Raw genomic sequence first — 15,622 nt, 5'->3', positions numbered from 1 at the left:
GACAGAGGACGCCATGGGGTGCCAGAGGACACCGGGACGCCTCGGCCGACCGGCGACCTCGGCGGGCCTTCCCCGGATACCCCCGACCGGCGACCTCGGCGACCCTTCCCCCGGGACACCCCGACCGGCGACCTCGGCGGGCCTCCCCGGGCACCCCCGGCCACCGGCCACCGGCCGCGGCGGGCCCCCGGACACCCCCGGCCGACACACTCCCGTCGCCGCCCCGGCCCGTTATCCGGACACACCCCCCGCATTCACCCGCACTCGATGTCAGCCTCATGACAGACGCATGACAAGGCCCCAACTCCCTTGATCCAGGCCCGCGTTGCGACCACGCTACTCATTGCGACGGGAGCGGCACGCACCGCTCCCATCTGTGTGTGCGAGCCCGCGCACACCCCCCACAGTCGCGTCGCCCGACCACGGGCACGCCGCCTATGAGGAGGACTCCCTCGTAATGGCCACGCTCCGCAGCAAGAAGACCGTGATCGCCGCCGCGATCTCGACCGCCACCGCCGCCGCCGTCATCGGTGCGGTCACCACCCTGCCCGCCCAGGCCGCCGCCCCCGCCGAGGGCCACATCATCGCGGCGGACTCCGCCGACGCGGTGCGGGGCAGCTACCTCGTCACGCTGAAGGACGGCTCCGGCCTCAAGGCCGCCACGGGCCAGGGCAAGGCACTCATAGCCGAGTACGGCGGCTCGGTGCAGAAGACCTTCAAGTCCGCGCTCAACGGCTACTCGGCGAAGCTGACCGAGGCGCAGGCCAAGCGCCTCGCGGCCGATCCCGCGGTCGCCTCGGTCGAGCAGAACCAGAGACTCCGGGCCGACGCGACGCAGTCCAACGCCCCCTGGGGCCTGGACCGCATCGACCAGCCGAAGCTGCCGCTGTCCGGCACCTACACCTACCCGGACAGCGCCGGTTCCGGTGTCACCGCGTACGTCATCGACACCGGCGTGCGCATCACGCACTCCGAGATCAGTGGCCGCGCGGTGAACGGCTACGACGCCGTGGACGGCGACAACACCGCCCAGGACGGCAACGGCCACGGCACGCACGTCGCCACGACCATCGCGGGCAAGACGTACGGCGTCGCCAAGAAGGCCAAGATCGTCGCGGTCCGCGTGCTCGACAACAACGGCTCCGGCACCACCGCCGGTGTCGTCGCGGGCATCGACTGGGTGACCAGCAACCACGCGGCGGGCGCCCCGGCCGTGGCCAACCTGTCGCTCGGCGGCGGTGCTTCCACCACGCTGGACAACGCGGTGAAGAAGTCCATCGCCGACGGCGTCACCTACGCGGTCGCGGCGGGCAACGCCAACACCAACGCGGGCAACACCTCGCCCGCACGGGTGCCCGCGGCCATCACGGTCGGCGCCACCAGCAACACCGACGCCCGCGCCAGCTTCTCCAACTACGGCTCGATCCTCGACCTGTTCGCGCCCGGCGTGAACATCACGGCGGGCTGGAACACCAGCGACACGGCGACCAACACCATCTCCGGCACGTCGATGGCGACCCCGCACGTCGCCGGCGCGGCGGCGGTCTACTTGGCGGGCCACACCTCGGCCACGCCCGCGCAGGTCTCCACGGCGCTGGTGAACGGTGCCACGCCGAACGTCGTGACCGGCCCCGGTTCGGGTTCGCCGAACAAGCTGCTCAGGATCGTCCCGTAACACCGCGCGGCTGACGGTCGGTTCGCCGGCCGGAGCCGTGTGCGGGTCCCCGGAGGCTGCCGGCGCCTCCGGGGACCTCGCGCGTGCCGCCCCGTACACCGAGCGCCGCCGCGACCAGCAGCAGCCCGCCCAGCATCACGAACGGCGCGGCCACCCCGGCGGCCCCGGCGACCAGACCGGCGGAGGCGGGCGCGGCGACCTGCCCGAGGCGGTTGCCGGTCAGCCGCAGCGCCAGCGCCGTCGAGCGGGCGCCGTCGGGCGCCGCTTGCACGACGGTCGTCATGGACAGCGGCTGGCCCACCCCCAGGCAGAAGCCCAGCGCGCCCAGCATCAGGGCGAGCCCCCACACCGGCACCGGCAGCGCCAGGCCCGCGCAGAGCAGCCCGCCGAGCAGACAGGTGGCGGCCAGCAGCGCGGCCCTGCCGAGCAGCCGGATCATCGGCGTCATCACCAGGCGGCAGGCGATGGTGGCCGCCGCCCGCAGCGAGAGCAGCAGCCCGACGGTGGCGGGCGCGATGCCCCGGTGCTCGCCGACCACCGGCAGGTACGCGGTGAGGATGTCCGTCGCGGAGAGCACGGCGAGGCTGATGAAGATGCCCGCGGGCACGCCCCGGGTGCGCAGGATGCCGAGGACCGGCACCCGTTCGGCGCGCCGCGGCGCGGCCGTCGGCCGCCGGTGCTCGATGCGCCACAGCGAGGCGAGGGAGACCGCCGCGACGGCCGCGGAGACGAGCAGCGCGAGGGCGCTGGTGCGGCCCGTGTCGGCGCCGATCAGCGCGCCCGCGGCGATCGGGCCGATGAGCTGGCCGAGCGAGGCGCCGATGGTGAAGTGGCCGAAGTTGCGGTCCTGTTCGGCGGGTGCGGACTGCCGGGCGACGATCGACTGCGCGCCGATCACGAAGCAGAGGTGGCCGAGCCCCATCAGCCCGCTCCAGGCGGCCAGGGAGCCCAGGCCGCCCGCCGTGCCGCTCAGCGCGCAGCCGCCGAGGATCAGGACGACGCCGAGGGGCAGCAGCGGGGCGCACCGCCCGTGGTCGGTCCTGCGCCCCAGCGGCACGGCGGCGAAGAGCGGGAGCAGGGCGTAGACGCCCGCGATGACGCCGATGGCCCGCTCGTCGGCGCCCAGCGAGAGGGCCCGGTAGGAGACGGCGGGCCGCGCCATCGACACCGCCCCCTGCGCGAAGCCGAAGGCGATGACGAGGCGCAGCAGCCAGCCCCGGCCACCGGGCCCTGATGACGCGTCGGGCATCAGATGATGCCGAAGAGGATTCCGGCGCCCAGCACCACGAGCGAGGTGAGCACGGCCCACTTGACGGTGAACCTGGTGTGGTCGCCGAACTCGACCTTGGCCATGCCGACCAGCACGTACACGGCGGGCACCAGCGGGCTCGACATGTGCAGGGCCTGGCCCGCGATGGAGGCGCGGGCGATCTCCAGGGTGCCCACGCCGTGCGCCTGGCCCGCCTCGGCGAGGACCGGCAGGACGCCGAAGTAGAAGCCGTCGTTGGACATGAAGTAGGTGAGCGGGATGGAGAGCAGGCCGGTCACCAGGCCCATGTGCGGGCCCATGCCGTCCGGGATGGCGTCGACGAGCCAGTCGGCCATGTGGTCGACCATGCCGGTGCCCTGCAGGACGCCGGTGAAGACGGCGGCGGCGAAGACCATGCCGGTGACGTTGAGGACGTTCTCCGCGTGCGCGCCGATCCGGGCCTTCTGGTCGGGCATGTGCGGGAAGTTGACGGTCAGGGCGAGCGCGGCGCCGAGGAGGAAGAGGACCGGGATCGGCAGCCACTCCATGATCATGGCGGTGAGCAGCAGGACGGTGAGGGCCGCGTTGAACCAGTAGAGCTTGGGGCGCAGCGTGGCGCGGTGCGGGTCGAGGCCCTGGAAGCCGTCGTCGTCCGCGTCCCCGTCCGCGTCGGCAGCGGTGCCGTCCGTGCCGGTCGTGTCGGCTGAACCGGTGCCCGCGCCCGGGCCGCCGGTGGTCCCGCCGGTGCTCTTCGTGAGCGAGGTGCGGCCGTCGCCGCCCGCGCCGACCAGGACCGTCTCCTCGGCCGTCTCCTTCTGCAGGACCTCGTCGAGGGAGAGGATGCCGAGCCGCTTGCGCTCGCGCAGGCCCAGGGCGTACGAGAGGAGGAACACGGCGACCAGGCCCATGGCGAGCGCCGGGATCATCGGGACGAAGATGTCGGCGGCGTCGACCTTCAGCGCGGTCGCGGCGCGGGCCGTCGGGCCGCCCCAGGGCAGCGTGTTCATGACGCCGTTGGCGGTGGCGGCGACGCCCGTCATCACGACCAGGCTCATCTTGAGGCGCTTGTAGAGCGGATACATCGCCGAGACGGTGATCATGAAGGTCGTGGAGCCGTCGCCGTCGAGGGAGACGATGGCGGCGAGCACGGCGGTGCCGATGACGATGCGCACCGGGTCCGCCTTGCAGAAGCGCAGGATGCCCCGGACGATCGGATCGAAGAGGCCGACGTCGATCATGACGCCGAAGTAGACGATGGCGAACATGAGCATGGCCGCCGTGGGCGCGAGATTGCCGATGCCGTCGAGGACGTAGTCCCCGAGATGGGCTCCCTTTCCTACGAACACGCAGAAGAGCGCGGGGATCAGCACCAGTGCCGCGATCGGCGACATCTTCTTCATCATGATCAGCACCAGGAAGGTGGCGATCATGACGAATCCGAGGATTGTCAGCATGGGGGCTACCTCACGTTCACCATCGAACTGCCACCAGGTCTGGCGGTCCGGATGACGTTAGGACTCGTGATCCGGCGTTAACAAGATGTTGACGCGCGAGCAATAAGCGCAAAACTCCTGGTCACAGGCAGGTGACGACTCCGGTGCGGCGCCGGCGGCACACCGGTGCCGTTCAGTCGAGGGACCGGGCGAAGTACGCGTGCAGAAGGGTGCGCGCCTCGTCGACGAGGGCCGCGTCGCCCGCCGGGTCGGCGCGGAACGCCAGCTGCAGGACGGCGTCGACCGCCTCCACGCCGACCAGGATCGTGCGGCGCAGGGCCGCGTCCAGCGGACGGCTGAGGTGTCCCGCGAGGACGGCGGCCACCCGCTCGGCCACCTGCGAGTTGGCGTCGGGCATCGCGTCGGGCGCCGAGGGGATGCCGAAGTCGACGAGGCCGAAGCCGGGGACGGTCCGCATCATCGCGAGGTACTCGTCGAAGGCGGCGTCGACGGCCCCGCGCCAGTCGCCGCTGCCGACGCCGGCGACCCGGGCGGCCACGCGCTCCGCGTAGAGGTCGAGGTTGCGGTGGGCGAGGGCGTCGGCGAGGGCGCGCTTGTTGCCGAAGAAGCGGTAGACCGAGCCGATCGGGACGCCCGCGCGCTGGGCCACGGCGCGGGTGGTGAGGCCCTCGTAGCCGACCTCGTCCAGGACGGCGGCGCAGGCGTCGAGGATCCGGGTCAGCCGCTCGGCGCTGCGCTCCTGTACGGGGACGCGGCGCAGGGAGGCCGGGGGCCGGGGGTCCCTGGACCGCTCGGGTCGGCCCGCGGGCCGGTCGGCGGGCTCGTCCGGGCGGTCCGCGGGGTCCTGGGGCGGGTTCGGGTGGCGCATCCCGGGAGAGTAGAGCACCGCTCACATTCCTGGCTTCCTCTTGCGGAAGGAAAACGTGAATCCTACGGTGTTCCATAGGAATCATGACGAGGGAGCGGTGATGAGCGGGGACCACGCAGGCAACGCGGGCCGGACGGACGCGAGCGACGCACGGAAGACCGCCGAGGGGCTGTCCTACCTCTCCGGCTTCGGCAACGAACACAGCTCCGAGGCGGTGCCCGGCGCCCTGCCGCACGGCCGCAACGCCCCCCAGCGCGCACCCCTCGGGCTGTACGCCGAGCAGCTGAGCGGCTCGGCCTTCACCGAGCCCCGCGCCCACAACCGCCGCTCCTGGCTCTACCGCATCCGCCCCTCGGCGGCGCACCCGCGGTTCACGCGCGTCGACAACGGCGCCCTGCGCACGGCCCCCTTCACCGAGTCGGTGCCGGACCCGAACCGGCTGCGCTGGAACCCGCTCCCCGAGCCGGCGCCCGGCACCGACTTCCTGGCGGGCCTGTGGACGCTGGGGGGCAACGGCGACGCGACCCAGCGCACCGGCATGGGCATTCACCTCTACCACGCCAACTCCTCGATGCGGGAACGGGTGTTCAGCGACGCCGACGGCGAACTGCTCGTCGTGCCCGAGCACGGCGGGCTGCTCCTGCGCACCGAGTTCGGCCTGCTGCACGCGGAGCCCGGCGAGGTCGCACTGATCCCGCGCGGTGTCCGCTTCCGCGTGGAGCTGCTCGACGCGAGCGCGCGCGGGTACGTGTGCGAGAACTACGGCGCGCCCTTCCAGCTCCCCGACCTCGGCCCGATCGGCGCCAACGGCCTGGCGAACGCACGGGACTTCAGGGCACCGGTCGCCGCGTACGAGGACGTCGAGGGCCCGGTGGAGGTGGTGAACAAGTTCTGCGGCAACCTGTGGCGCGCGACGTACGACCACTCCCCGCTCGACGTCGTCGCCTGGCACGGCAACCACGTCCCGTACGTGTACGACCTGCACCGCTTCAACGTGATCGGCTCGATCAGCTACGACCACCCGGATCCCTCGATCTTCACGGTGCTCACCTCGCCGTCCGACACCCCGGGCCTCGCGGGCGTCGACTTCGTGGTGTTCGCGCCGCGCTGGCTGGTGGGCGAGGACACCTTCCGGCCGCCGTACTTCCACCGGAACGTGATGAGCGAGTACATGGGCCTGATCGACGGCGCGTACGACGCCAAGGCGGAGGGCTTCGTGCCGGGCGGCGGCTCGCTGCACAACATGATGTCCGCGCACGGCCCCGACCGCGAGACGTTCGAGAAGGCCTCGGCCGCCGAGCTGAAGCCGCAGAAGATCGATGACGGACTCGCCTTCATGTTCGAGACGCGCTGGCCGGTGACGGCCACCGGGCAGGCGGCGACCGCGTCCCACCTGCAGCGCGGCTACGACGACGTGTGGCAGGGTCTGGAGCGCCACTTCCGTAACTGATGCGGAGAGACCGTGACCGCTTTCGCCCCGGACTCGATCGTCCTGAACCGGAAACTGCCGCTCTGGTATCAGGTGTCGCAGTCCCTGCGCGCCTCGATACTGGGGCGCGCGCCGGACGCCCCGCTCCGGCTGCCCACCGAGGAGCAGCTGGCGGGGCACTACGGCGTGAGCGTGCTCACCATGCGCCAGGCGCTCAAGGAGCTGGAGGACGAGGGCCTGATCACCCGCCACCGGCGGCGCGGCACCTTCATCGAGCCGAGCGCGCACCGCGGCTCCCCGGTGCGGCTGCTGGGCTCGGTCGACGCGATCGTGGCCCAGCAGTCGGGCATGACCACCGAGCTCCTCGACCACGGGGTGACGGCGCCGCCCGCCGAACTCGCCGCCCACTTCCCCGGCGCGGCCGAGGTGGCGACGTACCACCGGCTGCGCAGCGACGAGAAGACCGGCGAGCCGACCAACCACGCCCGCAACTTCGTGCGGCCCGAGCTCGCCGCCCGCATCGACCCGGACGACCTCGCGCGCTGGCCGATGACGAAGGTCCTGCGCGACGTGGTGGGGATGCGCATCAGCCGGATCACCGACACCGTCGAGGCCACCCTCGCCGACCCGGAGACGGCCCGGCTCCTCCAAGTGCCGCTGCTCAGCCCGATCCTGCACTACACCGGCGTCACCTACGACGAGGAGGGCCGCACGCTGGACGTGGCCCGCATCCACTACCGCGGGGACCGCTTCTCCTTCTCCGTCACGCTCGACGCGACGTGACGGCGGCGTGTCCGCCCGCCGCGGTCCCGTCGTACGATGCCGGGCGTGACGCACGACGAAGCGCCGCTGCTCGCGGACCTCATGCCGTGGTCCGTCGCACCGCTCCGGCCGGGCCGCGGGTGGCCGATGGGACCGGACGCCGCCTCGCTGAAGGCCCGTTGGGACGCGCTGGTGCGCGCCGAGGGACCGGCCCGCGAGGCGCTGTTCCGTCCCACCCGCACCCGCACCCTGCACACCGCCGTCGCCCAGCTCCCCGGACATCCGGGCCGCACGGGACGGCTGGCCAGGGAGAGCGGTCCCTGCCCCGAGCCGGTGCGGGTGCTGCACGGCCCCTTCGACGAGCAGTGGCTGATCCCCGACCACCGCCTCCTGGACGTCGCCCGCCCCGAGCTGTGGCGGGTCGCGGGCGAGGGCCAGGTCTTCGCCGTCGAGCAGGGGCACGTCCCCGGGGCGCGGGGCCCCGCCGTCCTGGCCTCGGGGGTGCTGCCGGACGGGCGGTCACCGGCCGGACGGCCGGGACGCGTCCGCCCGCTGTTCCGCCGCCCCGGCGGCCTGGAGCCCAATGTGGCACCGGGGCTGCTGGCCCATCTGTCGGGCGTGCTCGGGCAGCAGGTCACCGCGCGTGACCTGCTCGCCTGGGTGCTCGCCGCGGGCACCGGGTCGGCGGCGGGCTGCCGGGTGCCGCTGACCGCGGACGCCGGCGTCTGGGCGCGGGGCCTGGCACTGGGGCAGCGGCTGCTCTGGCTGCAGCTGCGCGGCGACGGCGAGCGCCCCAAGCTGCCCGGCGGCCGCAGGCCGTACGTCCGGGCCCCGCTGCCCGCCCGGCCCGCCGCCCTGGCCTACGACGCCGACGAGGAGGTCCTGCGGGTCGGCGAGGAGGGCGTCGTCTCGCCGGTGGCGCGGCAGGCCTGGGAGTACGAGGTGAGCGGCGTGCGCGTCGTCGAGCGCTGGTTCGCGCTGCGCACGGAGGCGGCCGAGGCGGGGACGCTGGAGGCGATCCGGCCCGGCGCGTGGACCCGGGCATGGACGTCCGAGCTGCTCGAACTGGTGACGGTGCTCGCGCTGCTCGCGGAACTGCGCCCGGAGCAGGCCGGGTTGACGGCGTCCCTCGACGCCGCCGCCCTCACCGCGGGGGACCTGCGCCGGGCGGGTGTCCTGCCGGTGCCGGACACGGCCCGGCGGCCCGCGTCGGTCCTCGACCATCACGAAGAGGGGCCGGACGGGCAGTTCGCCCTGCTGTAGCGACCCTGTGGTGACGGGGAGTGACCTGTGGGTGCGCGACGGCGTCTCAAGAGGGGCGCGGTGGTACGCACGCGGGGCGGGGGCTTTCGTGCGCCGTGGCGCGGCGATCCGCGCCGAGCCCGCACCGACCCGGGGAGTGAGGGCGCGAGGGCCCGGCGGTCGGTGCGGTCTGGCCGAATTCCTGCGGCGCTTTACGGCTGGTTCCAGCCCCTGGCCGTGTCAACGGGTGGGCGGGACAAGGGTGTTGCCGGGGGGTGGTGACGGGACGACGGAGGGAGCGGGGTGGCTGGGAAAGATCCGCCGCGGAGCGGCGGTTCCGTCCCGGGGGCCACCCGCGGTCAGCGTCCGCCGAACAGCGAGCGCCGCAGCCTGCGCAGCGGCGCGAAGAGCGAGACTCGCCTCACTCGGGCACCCCTGCTGCTGCGGGCGTGCGCGGCGTCACGCGAGGTCAGCTCACGCATCAGCAACGTCGCCTCGTGCGACTCGCGCTGCGGGACGGCGGGGCCGCCCAGCACCGAGAGATGGCGGTCGAGGCGCGAGCTGCTCGCGCTGCTGCCACACGTGATCGCAGGGACACGCGCCCTGCTGCGCACTGTTATCTGTTCCATGTCACTCCCCACCCGTACGAGGGCACCCGGCCCAGGGCAGGTTAACCCTATCGCCCCATGGTGACACTCGTGTATCCCGGTCACAGGATTCACCTACCCCGCAAGGAGGTTGACGATTACTCTCCGAATCCAACTGATTCCAGGGCGAGTTGGACATACCCCGACAGAGGCCCCTCTGGGCCCGCCGCCGGGCCCCACGGGGGCCGTGGACGCCCGTGGACGCCCGTGGAGCCGCCCCCGCCCCCTGACGGGCAGGTCACCGGCACCGGCGTGGGGTATCTCACGTGCGGATTCCGGCGCGCCCCCCGGGCGCCGCCCGCCCCGGATCGTGGATTGCTGCTCAAGGGGGCCGCAACAGCGCTCGGTTGAGCTACTTTTGGGAAGAATCGCACCGCTGCGGATGGGGGCGCCCGTGAGCCAGCCAGAGCGCGTGATCGCCGGGCGCTACCGCCTCCTTGCGCCGTTGGGCGAAGGCGGGATGGGCACCGTGTGGCGGGCCCGTGACGAGGTGCTCGGGCGCGAGGTCGCCGTCAAGGAGGTGCGCGCCCCCGCCGGACTGCCCGCGGGCGAGGTCGACCGGCTGTACGCCCGCCTGGAGCGCGAGGCCTGGGCCGCCGCCCGTATCCCGCACCGGAACGTGGTCACGGTCTACGACGTGGCGCACGAGGGCGGCCGGCCGTGGATCGTCATGGAGCTGGTGCGCGGCCTGTCGCTGTCCGACGTCCTGGAGGCCGAGGGGGCGCTGCCGCCGCAGCGGGCCGCCCACATCGGCGCCGAGGTGCTCGCCGCCCTGCGCGCCGCCCACGACGCCGGGGTCCTGCACCGCGACGTCAAGCCGGGCAACGTCCTGATCGCCAACGACGGCCGCGTCGTGCTGACCGACTTCGGCATCGCCGTCGTCGAGGGCAGCTCGGCGCTCACCATGACCGGCGAGGTCGTCGGGTCGCCCGAGTTCCTCGCCCCGGAGCGGGCGCTGGGGCACCCGGCCGGGCCCGCGTCCGACCTGTGGTCGCTCGGCGTCCTGCTGTACGCGGCGGTGGAGGGCAGCTCGCCGTTCCGCCAGGACACCCCGCTGAGCACCCTGCGGGCGGTCGTGGACGAGGCGCTGCCGCCCGCCCGCGGCGCCGGGCCGCTCGCCCCGGTCGTCGAGGGGCTGCTGCGCAAGGACCCGGCGGAGCGGATGTCCGCCGCCGACGCGGAGCGCGACCTGCGGACCGTCGCGGCGGGCGGCACCCCGCGCACCGGGACGCCCCTGCCCTCCATGCCGACGACCACGGCCCGGCGCCCCTCGCTCGGACCGACACCGCCCGCCCCCTTCCCCGTCCCCCCGCCACCGCAGGGGCAGCAGCACCAGCCCTACGGGACCACCACGGCCACCACGCCGGCCCGGCCGGAGCGCTCGCGCCGCGCGGCCTTCGTCCTGGTCGCCGGCCTCGTCGCGCTGGCGCTCGCCCTGGGCGGGATCACGTACGCCCTGGTCAACAGGGACGACGACGGGGGCAAGGGTGACGACGGCGGGAGTTCGCAGGGCGGGAGCCCCGCCGCGTCGGGCGGCTCGGAGGATTCCACGTCGGCCGACGCCACGGACGAGGGCGACGGCGGCTCGGCCGGCGAGAAGGGCGACGGGAGCGGCAAGGGAAGCGGGAAGGGCGACGGGAACAGCGGGAGCGGCGGGGGAAAGACCACCCGGCCCGCCCAGTCCGTGCGGGTGCACGTGTCCGCCGCCCACACGCAGTACGAGGGCGCCTGCCCGCCGGCGGCGGGTCAGGCGCCCTCGTTCACCGCGACGTTCACGGTGGGACGCGTCCCCGCCACCGTCGAGTACCGCTGGGTCACGCGGTCCGGTGAACCGGGCGAGCCGGGCTGGAAGACGCTGTCCTTCCCCGCCGGGGGTGCCGGGACGCGGCAGGTCAACCACGTCGAGACGGCGTACGACGAGGGGGGCGGGACGTACGAGAACTCGATCAGCGTCGAGGTGCGCGCTCCGGTGAAGGCCACCTCGAACGCGGTCGCGTACACGGTCACCTGCGAGCAGGAGACCCCGACGGGCGGGGCCTCCTCCTACGCGCCGAACTCGTAGCGGGGGCCGGGGCGGGGGTCAGGCCGCCGCGGTGAAGACCGGGAGGTAGCCGCCGGACTGCCCCGCGGCGGTGGGGTGGTAGGACTCGCCGATGTTGGTCCAGTTGACGCTGTGCAGCCAGGCGTTGCCCGAGCAGATCTCGTGCCCGGTGAACGCGGACGTGACGTCGCCGAACGTGAAGCCGTGGTCCGCGGCCCGCTTGGCGGTGGCCGTGTTCAGGTAGTCGGAGGCGGAGTTGATGGCGGACCGCTCGCGCTCGGAGAGGCCGGCCAGGCAGCTGCCGCCCAGCTTGTAGAAGCGGGGGTAGCCGAGCACGACGACGTGGGCCGAGGGGGCCCGGGCGCTGATCGCGTCGTACACCCGGTCGAGGTTGCCGGGGAGCGTGGAGTCGACGTAGGCGCGCGCCTGGTTGATGCGGGCCAGACAGTTGCTCTCGGACTGCAGGACACAGGTCGTCATGACGTCGGCGAAGCCCGCGTCGTTGCCGCCGATGGAGATCGAGACGAGACCGGTTCCGGAGCCGAGCGGGCCCAGCTGGTTCGCCAGGACATCACCCGTACGAGCACCCGAGCACGCGACGAAGTTGAAGCTTGAGGGTGAGTGGGCGGCTGCCCACAGGGCGGGGTAGGCGCGGGTGCTGCGCTTGCAGTTGCCGCTGCCGCCGTCGTAACTGCCCGCGCCGACACCCGAGGAGTAGGAGTCGCCGAGGGCCACATAGCCCGTTGCCGCGGCCCGCTGGTCGGCCGCCGGGGCCGCGTGCGCCGCCGCTGCCCCGGTGAGGGCGAGGACGAGGGCGAGGAGGAGCGAGGACATGTATGCCGTGATGCGGGACAATTTCATGGAACCTCCCTTAGCAGGATTGCTGCCTCGACCGTGGTAGCACGCACCCCGGGCCGCCGATAGTGTTCATGTCAATAAGTTCCTCAACAATCCCCTCTCCCGTAGAGGGAGTTCGCTCCTCCCTCCGGAGCCGCGGCGGGACAAAGGGGGCGCACTGCGGAAACCGGATGCACGACGGCGGGTACTGGCGGATCATGGCGGCATGTCTGCGAACCCACAGGACGCCCTGCCGATCCGGCTCAACGTCGACGACAGCGACTCCCCCGCGGATGTCGTGGACGCGCTCTTCCTCGGCCGCTTCGCCACCGGCGAGCAGCCCTTCTCGCACAGTGCGAACATCGAGCGGGTCAAGTCGGGTTCCACGCTGCTGCCGCCCGGGGCGACGGTGCTGCGCGCGGCGCGCGACGACGACCGCAGCGCGACGCTCGCCGAGGGCGACGGCTGGACGCTGCTGGTCTCCCGCTGGAACCGCGGCGCGGACGTCACGGTGACGGCCACCACCGCCGAGCTCGCCGAGAAGGTCCTGAAGCAGGCCACGGACGACGCGCAGGACGAGCCCGAGCCCCAGCCGGAGAACGTGACCATGGGCTTCTGGTACGTCTCCCCGCGCCGCGGCCCGCACCGCACCACCCGGCAGATCTCGGCCGGCACGTGGGACGAGGTGCGCCCCAACTACACGGGGCCGGTGGCCGACGCGATGGACTCGCTGATGAAGACCACGCCGGAGGACATCTCGGGACGGCTGCTCCTGCTGCACGGCCCGCCGGGCACGGGCAAGACGTCGGCGCTGCGGACGCTGGCGCGGTCGTGGCGGGACTGGTGCCAGGTGGACTGCGTGCTGGACCCGGAGCGGCTGTTCGGGGACGTCGGCTATCTGATGGACATCGCGATCGGCGAGGACGACGGGACGGCGAAGGGCCGCTGGCGGCTGCTGCTCCTGGAGGACTGCGACGAGCTGATCCGCGGCGAGGCCAAGCACACGGCGGGCCAGGCACTCTCACGGCTGCTCAACCTGACGGACGGCCTGCTGGGCCAGGGGCGCAACGTCCTGGTGGGCGTCACGACCAACGAGGACCTGGAGCGCCTGCACCCCGCGGTGGTCCGCCCCGGCCGCTGTCTGGCCCGTATCGAGGTCGGCCCGCTGACCCGCCCGGAGGCGGTGGAGTGGCTCGGCACGGAGGAGGGCGTGGGCCGCGAGGGCGCGACCCTGGCGGAGCTCTTCGCCCTCCGCCGCGGCACGAGCCCCACGTCGGTCCCGGACCAGCGGGAGGGCGCGGACGCGGGCCTGTATCTGTAGACGGCTCCCTGTTCGCCCCCCTGGACACCGAGGGGCGAACGGGAGCCTCACGACCAGCCACGCGACGCCGCGTCCGCGCCCGAACCCGCCCGGGCTGCCACCCGGCCGCTAGCGGGAACTCCCGTACACCGCCCGCAAGGCGTCCCGCGCCGCGGCAAGCGCCTCCTCCTGCGAGAGGCCGAGCCGCCGGGCCCGCTCGGCGAAGCCCCGCGCCTCCGCCGACACGGCCCGCGCCGCCGCGTCGCCCGCCGCGGCGACGAACGTCCCGTTGCGGCCCCGCGTCTCGATGACGCCGTCCCCCTCCAGGGCCCGGTACGCCTTGGCCACGGTGTTGGCCGCGAGGCCGAGCGACTCGGCGAGCCCCCGCACGGTGGGCAGCTTGTAGCCCGCCGGCAGCGCCCCCGACCGCGCCTGCTCGGCGATCTGCGCCCGCACCTGCTCGTACGGCGCGTCGCCCGCGCCCCCATCGATGTCGATCTTCAAGGTCACGGGGTGATTCTCCCGCACGACCCGCCCCGCCGCGCCCGGCCGCACGCATCGGGCGCACACCCCACGGAGCGGTGGGGCCGGTCCCGCGGGGCACCGCGGAAAATGGGAGGCGGCACGGCGCGGCCCGCGCGTAGCGTGCGGCCCCATGACAGTGATCGTCCGAGCCCTGCGCACCGACGGGCCGTCCGCCGCGGCGGACGACGCGGGCTTCGCCGCCGTACGCCGTGCCTGTGTCCCCGCCATGCTGGCCACCTCCGCATCGGTCGCCTTCGACCGCGCGCACGCCCATCCGGACTCCGGCTACCGGCAGTTGATCGCCGAGACCGACGGCGGCGAGATCATCGGCACGGCCCAGGTCGGCCTCGCCCACGACAGCCCGGAGCCGGGGCAGGGGTTCGCCAACGTCTACGTCCGTCCGGAGCGGCTCGGCCGGGGCGCGGGGACGCTGCTCCTGCGCACGGCGGAGGAGTACCTGGCGGACGCGGGCGTGCGGACCGTGTACACGTGGGTGCTCGACACGCCCGCCGACCTCGCCTTCGCGGCCCGGCACGGCTACGCGGCGCGGCGCAGCGCGCACTTCCTGCGCCTGGACCTGGCGCACGGCGCGCTGCCGCCCCGCCAGGCGCCGCCCGCCGGGGTGGAGCTGGTCAGCGGCGCGGTGTACGCGGACGACGCACGCCCGCTCTTCGCCCTCGACGCGGAGACGGTCGCGGACGAACCGAGCGACGTGGCGGCGGAGTTCACGGACTACGGGCACTGGCTCGCCGAGACCTGGCGGCATCCGCTGGTCAGCCAGGAGCTGACGACCGTGGCGCTGGTGGACGGCACCCCGGCGGCGTTCAGCCTGGCCCGCACGGACGGCGCGGGCCGCTACGCCTCCGGGATGACGGGCACCGCGCGCGCCCACCGCGGCCGCGGCCTGGCCAAGCTCGCCAAGAACGACTCCCTGCACCGGGCCCGCGCGGCCGGCTGCACGGACGCCTTCACGGGCAACGACGCCGGCAACGGACCGATGCTGGCCATCAACAAGTGGTTCGGCTACGAGATCTGTGGAACGGAGGTACGCCATGCCCGCACTCTCGACTGACCCGGCGGCATCGGCGGACACCCTGGACGTCGCCCTGGTGAAGGCGGGCCGCACCAAGATCCGCTACCCCGCCCGGCTGCTCCACGACGACGGCACCCGCGTCACCGTGCGGGCCCCCTGGGCGGCCCCGCACGTGCGCGACTTCGGTTTCGTCCGCTTCGAGCCGGGCGACGTCTTCACCGAGCACTACTGGCGCGACCGCTGGTACGCGATCAAGGAGGTGTACGCCGCGGACGGCACCCTCAAGGGCTGGTACTGCGACGTGACCCGCCCCGCGGTGCGCTCCGGCCCCCTCCTCACGGTGGAGGATCTGGACCTGGACCTGTGGTGCTCGGCGGACCGCGCGACGGTGCTGCGCCTGGACGAGGACGAGTTCGCGCGGAGCGGTCTGCCGACGGGCGACCCGGCCGCGGCGCGGGCGGCGGTGCGCGCCCTGGACGAGCTGGAGGCGATGGCCGAGGGCCCCGGTTTCGACCTGGCCTGAGCCCGCGGCGCACGTCCGGCATCCGGCCCTCGATCAG

14 protein-coding genes are annotated in these 15,622 nt (G+C 73.7%); 8 read left to right on the top strand and 6 right to left on the bottom strand.

Translation table 11 applies throughout. The annotated features are described in order from the left end of the window. The first annotated feature begins 457 nt into the window (after nucleotides 1-457). Nucleotides 458-1,675, top strand: coding sequence for a S8 family peptidase (locus tag ACFYXE_RS35535; protein WP_389319793.1), 1,218 nt, complete (start codon nucleotides 458-460; stop codon nucleotides 1,673-1,675). Here the strand turns inward: ACFYXE_RS35535 and ACFYXE_RS35530 are convergent. From ACFYXE_RS35530 to ACFYXE_RS35520, 3 genes are all read right to left on the bottom strand, one after another. Then, nucleotides 1,659-2,924, bottom strand: a complete 1,266-nt coding sequence (locus tag ACFYXE_RS35530; RefSeq protein WP_389319790.1) for an MFS transporter — start codon at nucleotides 2,922-2,924, stop codon at nucleotides 1,659-1,661. The two genes, ACFYXE_RS35535 and ACFYXE_RS35530, sit on opposite strands and share 17 nt — an antisense overlap. Next, a complete protein-coding gene (locus ACFYXE_RS35525) occupies nucleotides 2,924-4,378 on the bottom strand; it encodes a CitMHS family transporter (protein ID WP_389319787.1) in 1,455 nt (484 codons plus the stop codon). Before ACFYXE_RS35525 ends, ACFYXE_RS35530 begins: the two co-directional genes overlap by 1 nt. A 172-nt stretch (nucleotides 4,379-4,550) precedes the next feature. Then, on the bottom strand, nucleotides 4,551-5,246 hold the full coding sequence (locus ACFYXE_RS35520) for a TetR/AcrR family transcriptional regulator (RefSeq protein WP_389319784.1): 696 nt from the start codon (nucleotides 5,244-5,246) through the stop codon (nucleotides 4,551-4,553). 100 nt (nucleotides 5,247-5,346) lie between these two features. On the opposite strand from ACFYXE_RS35520, the gene hmgA reads away from it, so the two are divergent. From hmgA to ACFYXE_RS35505, 3 genes are read left to right on the top strand one after another with little or no spacing between them, the layout of a single operon-like run. Next, nucleotides 5,347-6,696: a homogentisate 1,2-dioxygenase gene (hmgA, locus tag ACFYXE_RS35515; RefSeq protein WP_389319781.1), complete on the top strand. Its 1,350-nt coding sequence runs from the start codon at nucleotides 5,347-5,349 to the stop codon at nucleotides 6,694-6,696. A gap of 12 nt (nucleotides 6,697-6,708) precedes the next feature. After that, the gene (locus ACFYXE_RS35510) at nucleotides 6,709-7,458 is read left to right on the top strand and encodes a GntR family transcriptional regulator (RefSeq protein ID WP_361168337.1); all 750 of its coding nucleotides are present in this window, start codon (nucleotides 6,709-6,711) and stop codon (nucleotides 7,456-7,458) included. A gap of 36 nt (nucleotides 7,459-7,494) precedes the next feature. Beyond that, nucleotides 7,495-8,700 carry a type ISP restriction/modification enzyme gene (locus ACFYXE_RS35505; protein WP_389319777.1) on the top strand — a complete coding sequence of 402 codons (1,206 nt, stop codon included), beginning with the start codon at nucleotides 7,495-7,497 and terminating at the stop codon, nucleotides 8,698-8,700. Between the two features lie 338 nt (nucleotides 8,701-9,038). Here ACFYXE_RS35505 and ACFYXE_RS35500 read toward each other — a convergent pair whose 3' ends face one another. Further along, nucleotides 9,039-9,308: a hypothetical protein gene (locus ACFYXE_RS35500; protein WP_361168343.1), complete on the bottom strand. Its 270-nt coding sequence runs from the start codon at nucleotides 9,306-9,308 to the stop codon at nucleotides 9,039-9,041. Nucleotides 9,309-9,708: 400 nt separating this feature from the next. Between ACFYXE_RS35500 and ACFYXE_RS35495 the strand changes: the two genes are divergently transcribed. Next, nucleotides 9,709-11,388 (top strand): serine/threonine-protein kinase, encoded by a 1,680-nt coding sequence (locus tag ACFYXE_RS35495; RefSeq protein ID WP_389319773.1) that lies wholly within the window; start codon nucleotides 9,709-9,711, stop codon nucleotides 11,386-11,388. A gap of 18 nt (nucleotides 11,389-11,406) precedes the next feature. Here the strand turns inward: ACFYXE_RS35495 and ACFYXE_RS35490 are convergent, their stop codons facing one another. Next, nucleotides 11,407-12,228, bottom strand: coding sequence for an SGNH/GDSL hydrolase family protein (locus ACFYXE_RS35490; RefSeq protein ID WP_389319770.1), 822 nt, complete (start codon nucleotides 12,226-12,228; stop codon nucleotides 11,407-11,409). Between the two features lie 202 nt (nucleotides 12,229-12,430). On the opposite strand from ACFYXE_RS35490, the gene ACFYXE_RS35485 reads away from it, so the two are divergent. Next, nucleotides 12,431-13,525, top strand: coding sequence for a DUF5925 domain-containing protein (locus ACFYXE_RS35485; RefSeq protein WP_389319767.1), 1,095 nt, complete (start codon nucleotides 12,431-12,433; stop codon nucleotides 13,523-13,525). A 108-nt stretch (nucleotides 13,526-13,633) separates the two neighbouring features. On the opposite strand, the gene ACFYXE_RS35480 is transcribed toward ACFYXE_RS35485, so the two are convergent. After that, a complete protein-coding gene (locus tag ACFYXE_RS35480) occupies nucleotides 13,634-14,014 on the bottom strand; it encodes a GntR family transcriptional regulator (RefSeq protein WP_389319764.1) in 381 nt (126 codons plus the stop codon). 145 nt (nucleotides 14,015-14,159) lie between these two features. On the opposite strand from ACFYXE_RS35480, the gene ACFYXE_RS35475 reads away from it, so the two are divergent. Continuing rightward, nucleotides 14,160-15,101, top strand: coding sequence for a GNAT family N-acetyltransferase (locus ACFYXE_RS35475; protein ID WP_389319761.1), 942 nt, complete (start codon nucleotides 14,160-14,162; stop codon nucleotides 15,099-15,101). Further along, on the top strand, nucleotides 15,082-15,585 hold the full coding sequence (locus tag ACFYXE_RS35470) for a DUF402 domain-containing protein (protein ID WP_389319758.1): 504 nt from the start codon (nucleotides 15,082-15,084) through the stop codon (nucleotides 15,583-15,585). The genes ACFYXE_RS35475 and ACFYXE_RS35470 overlap by 20 nt, the downstream gene beginning before the upstream one ends. Nucleotides 15,586-15,622: the final 37 nt, after the last annotated feature.

It is taken from the genome of Streptomyces sp. NPDC002564 (assembly GCF_042889645.1).
Lineage (GTDB): Bacteria > Actinomycetota > Actinomycetes > Streptomycetales > Streptomycetaceae > Streptomyces.
This window is presented reverse-complemented; position numbering and strand designations above follow the sequence as displayed.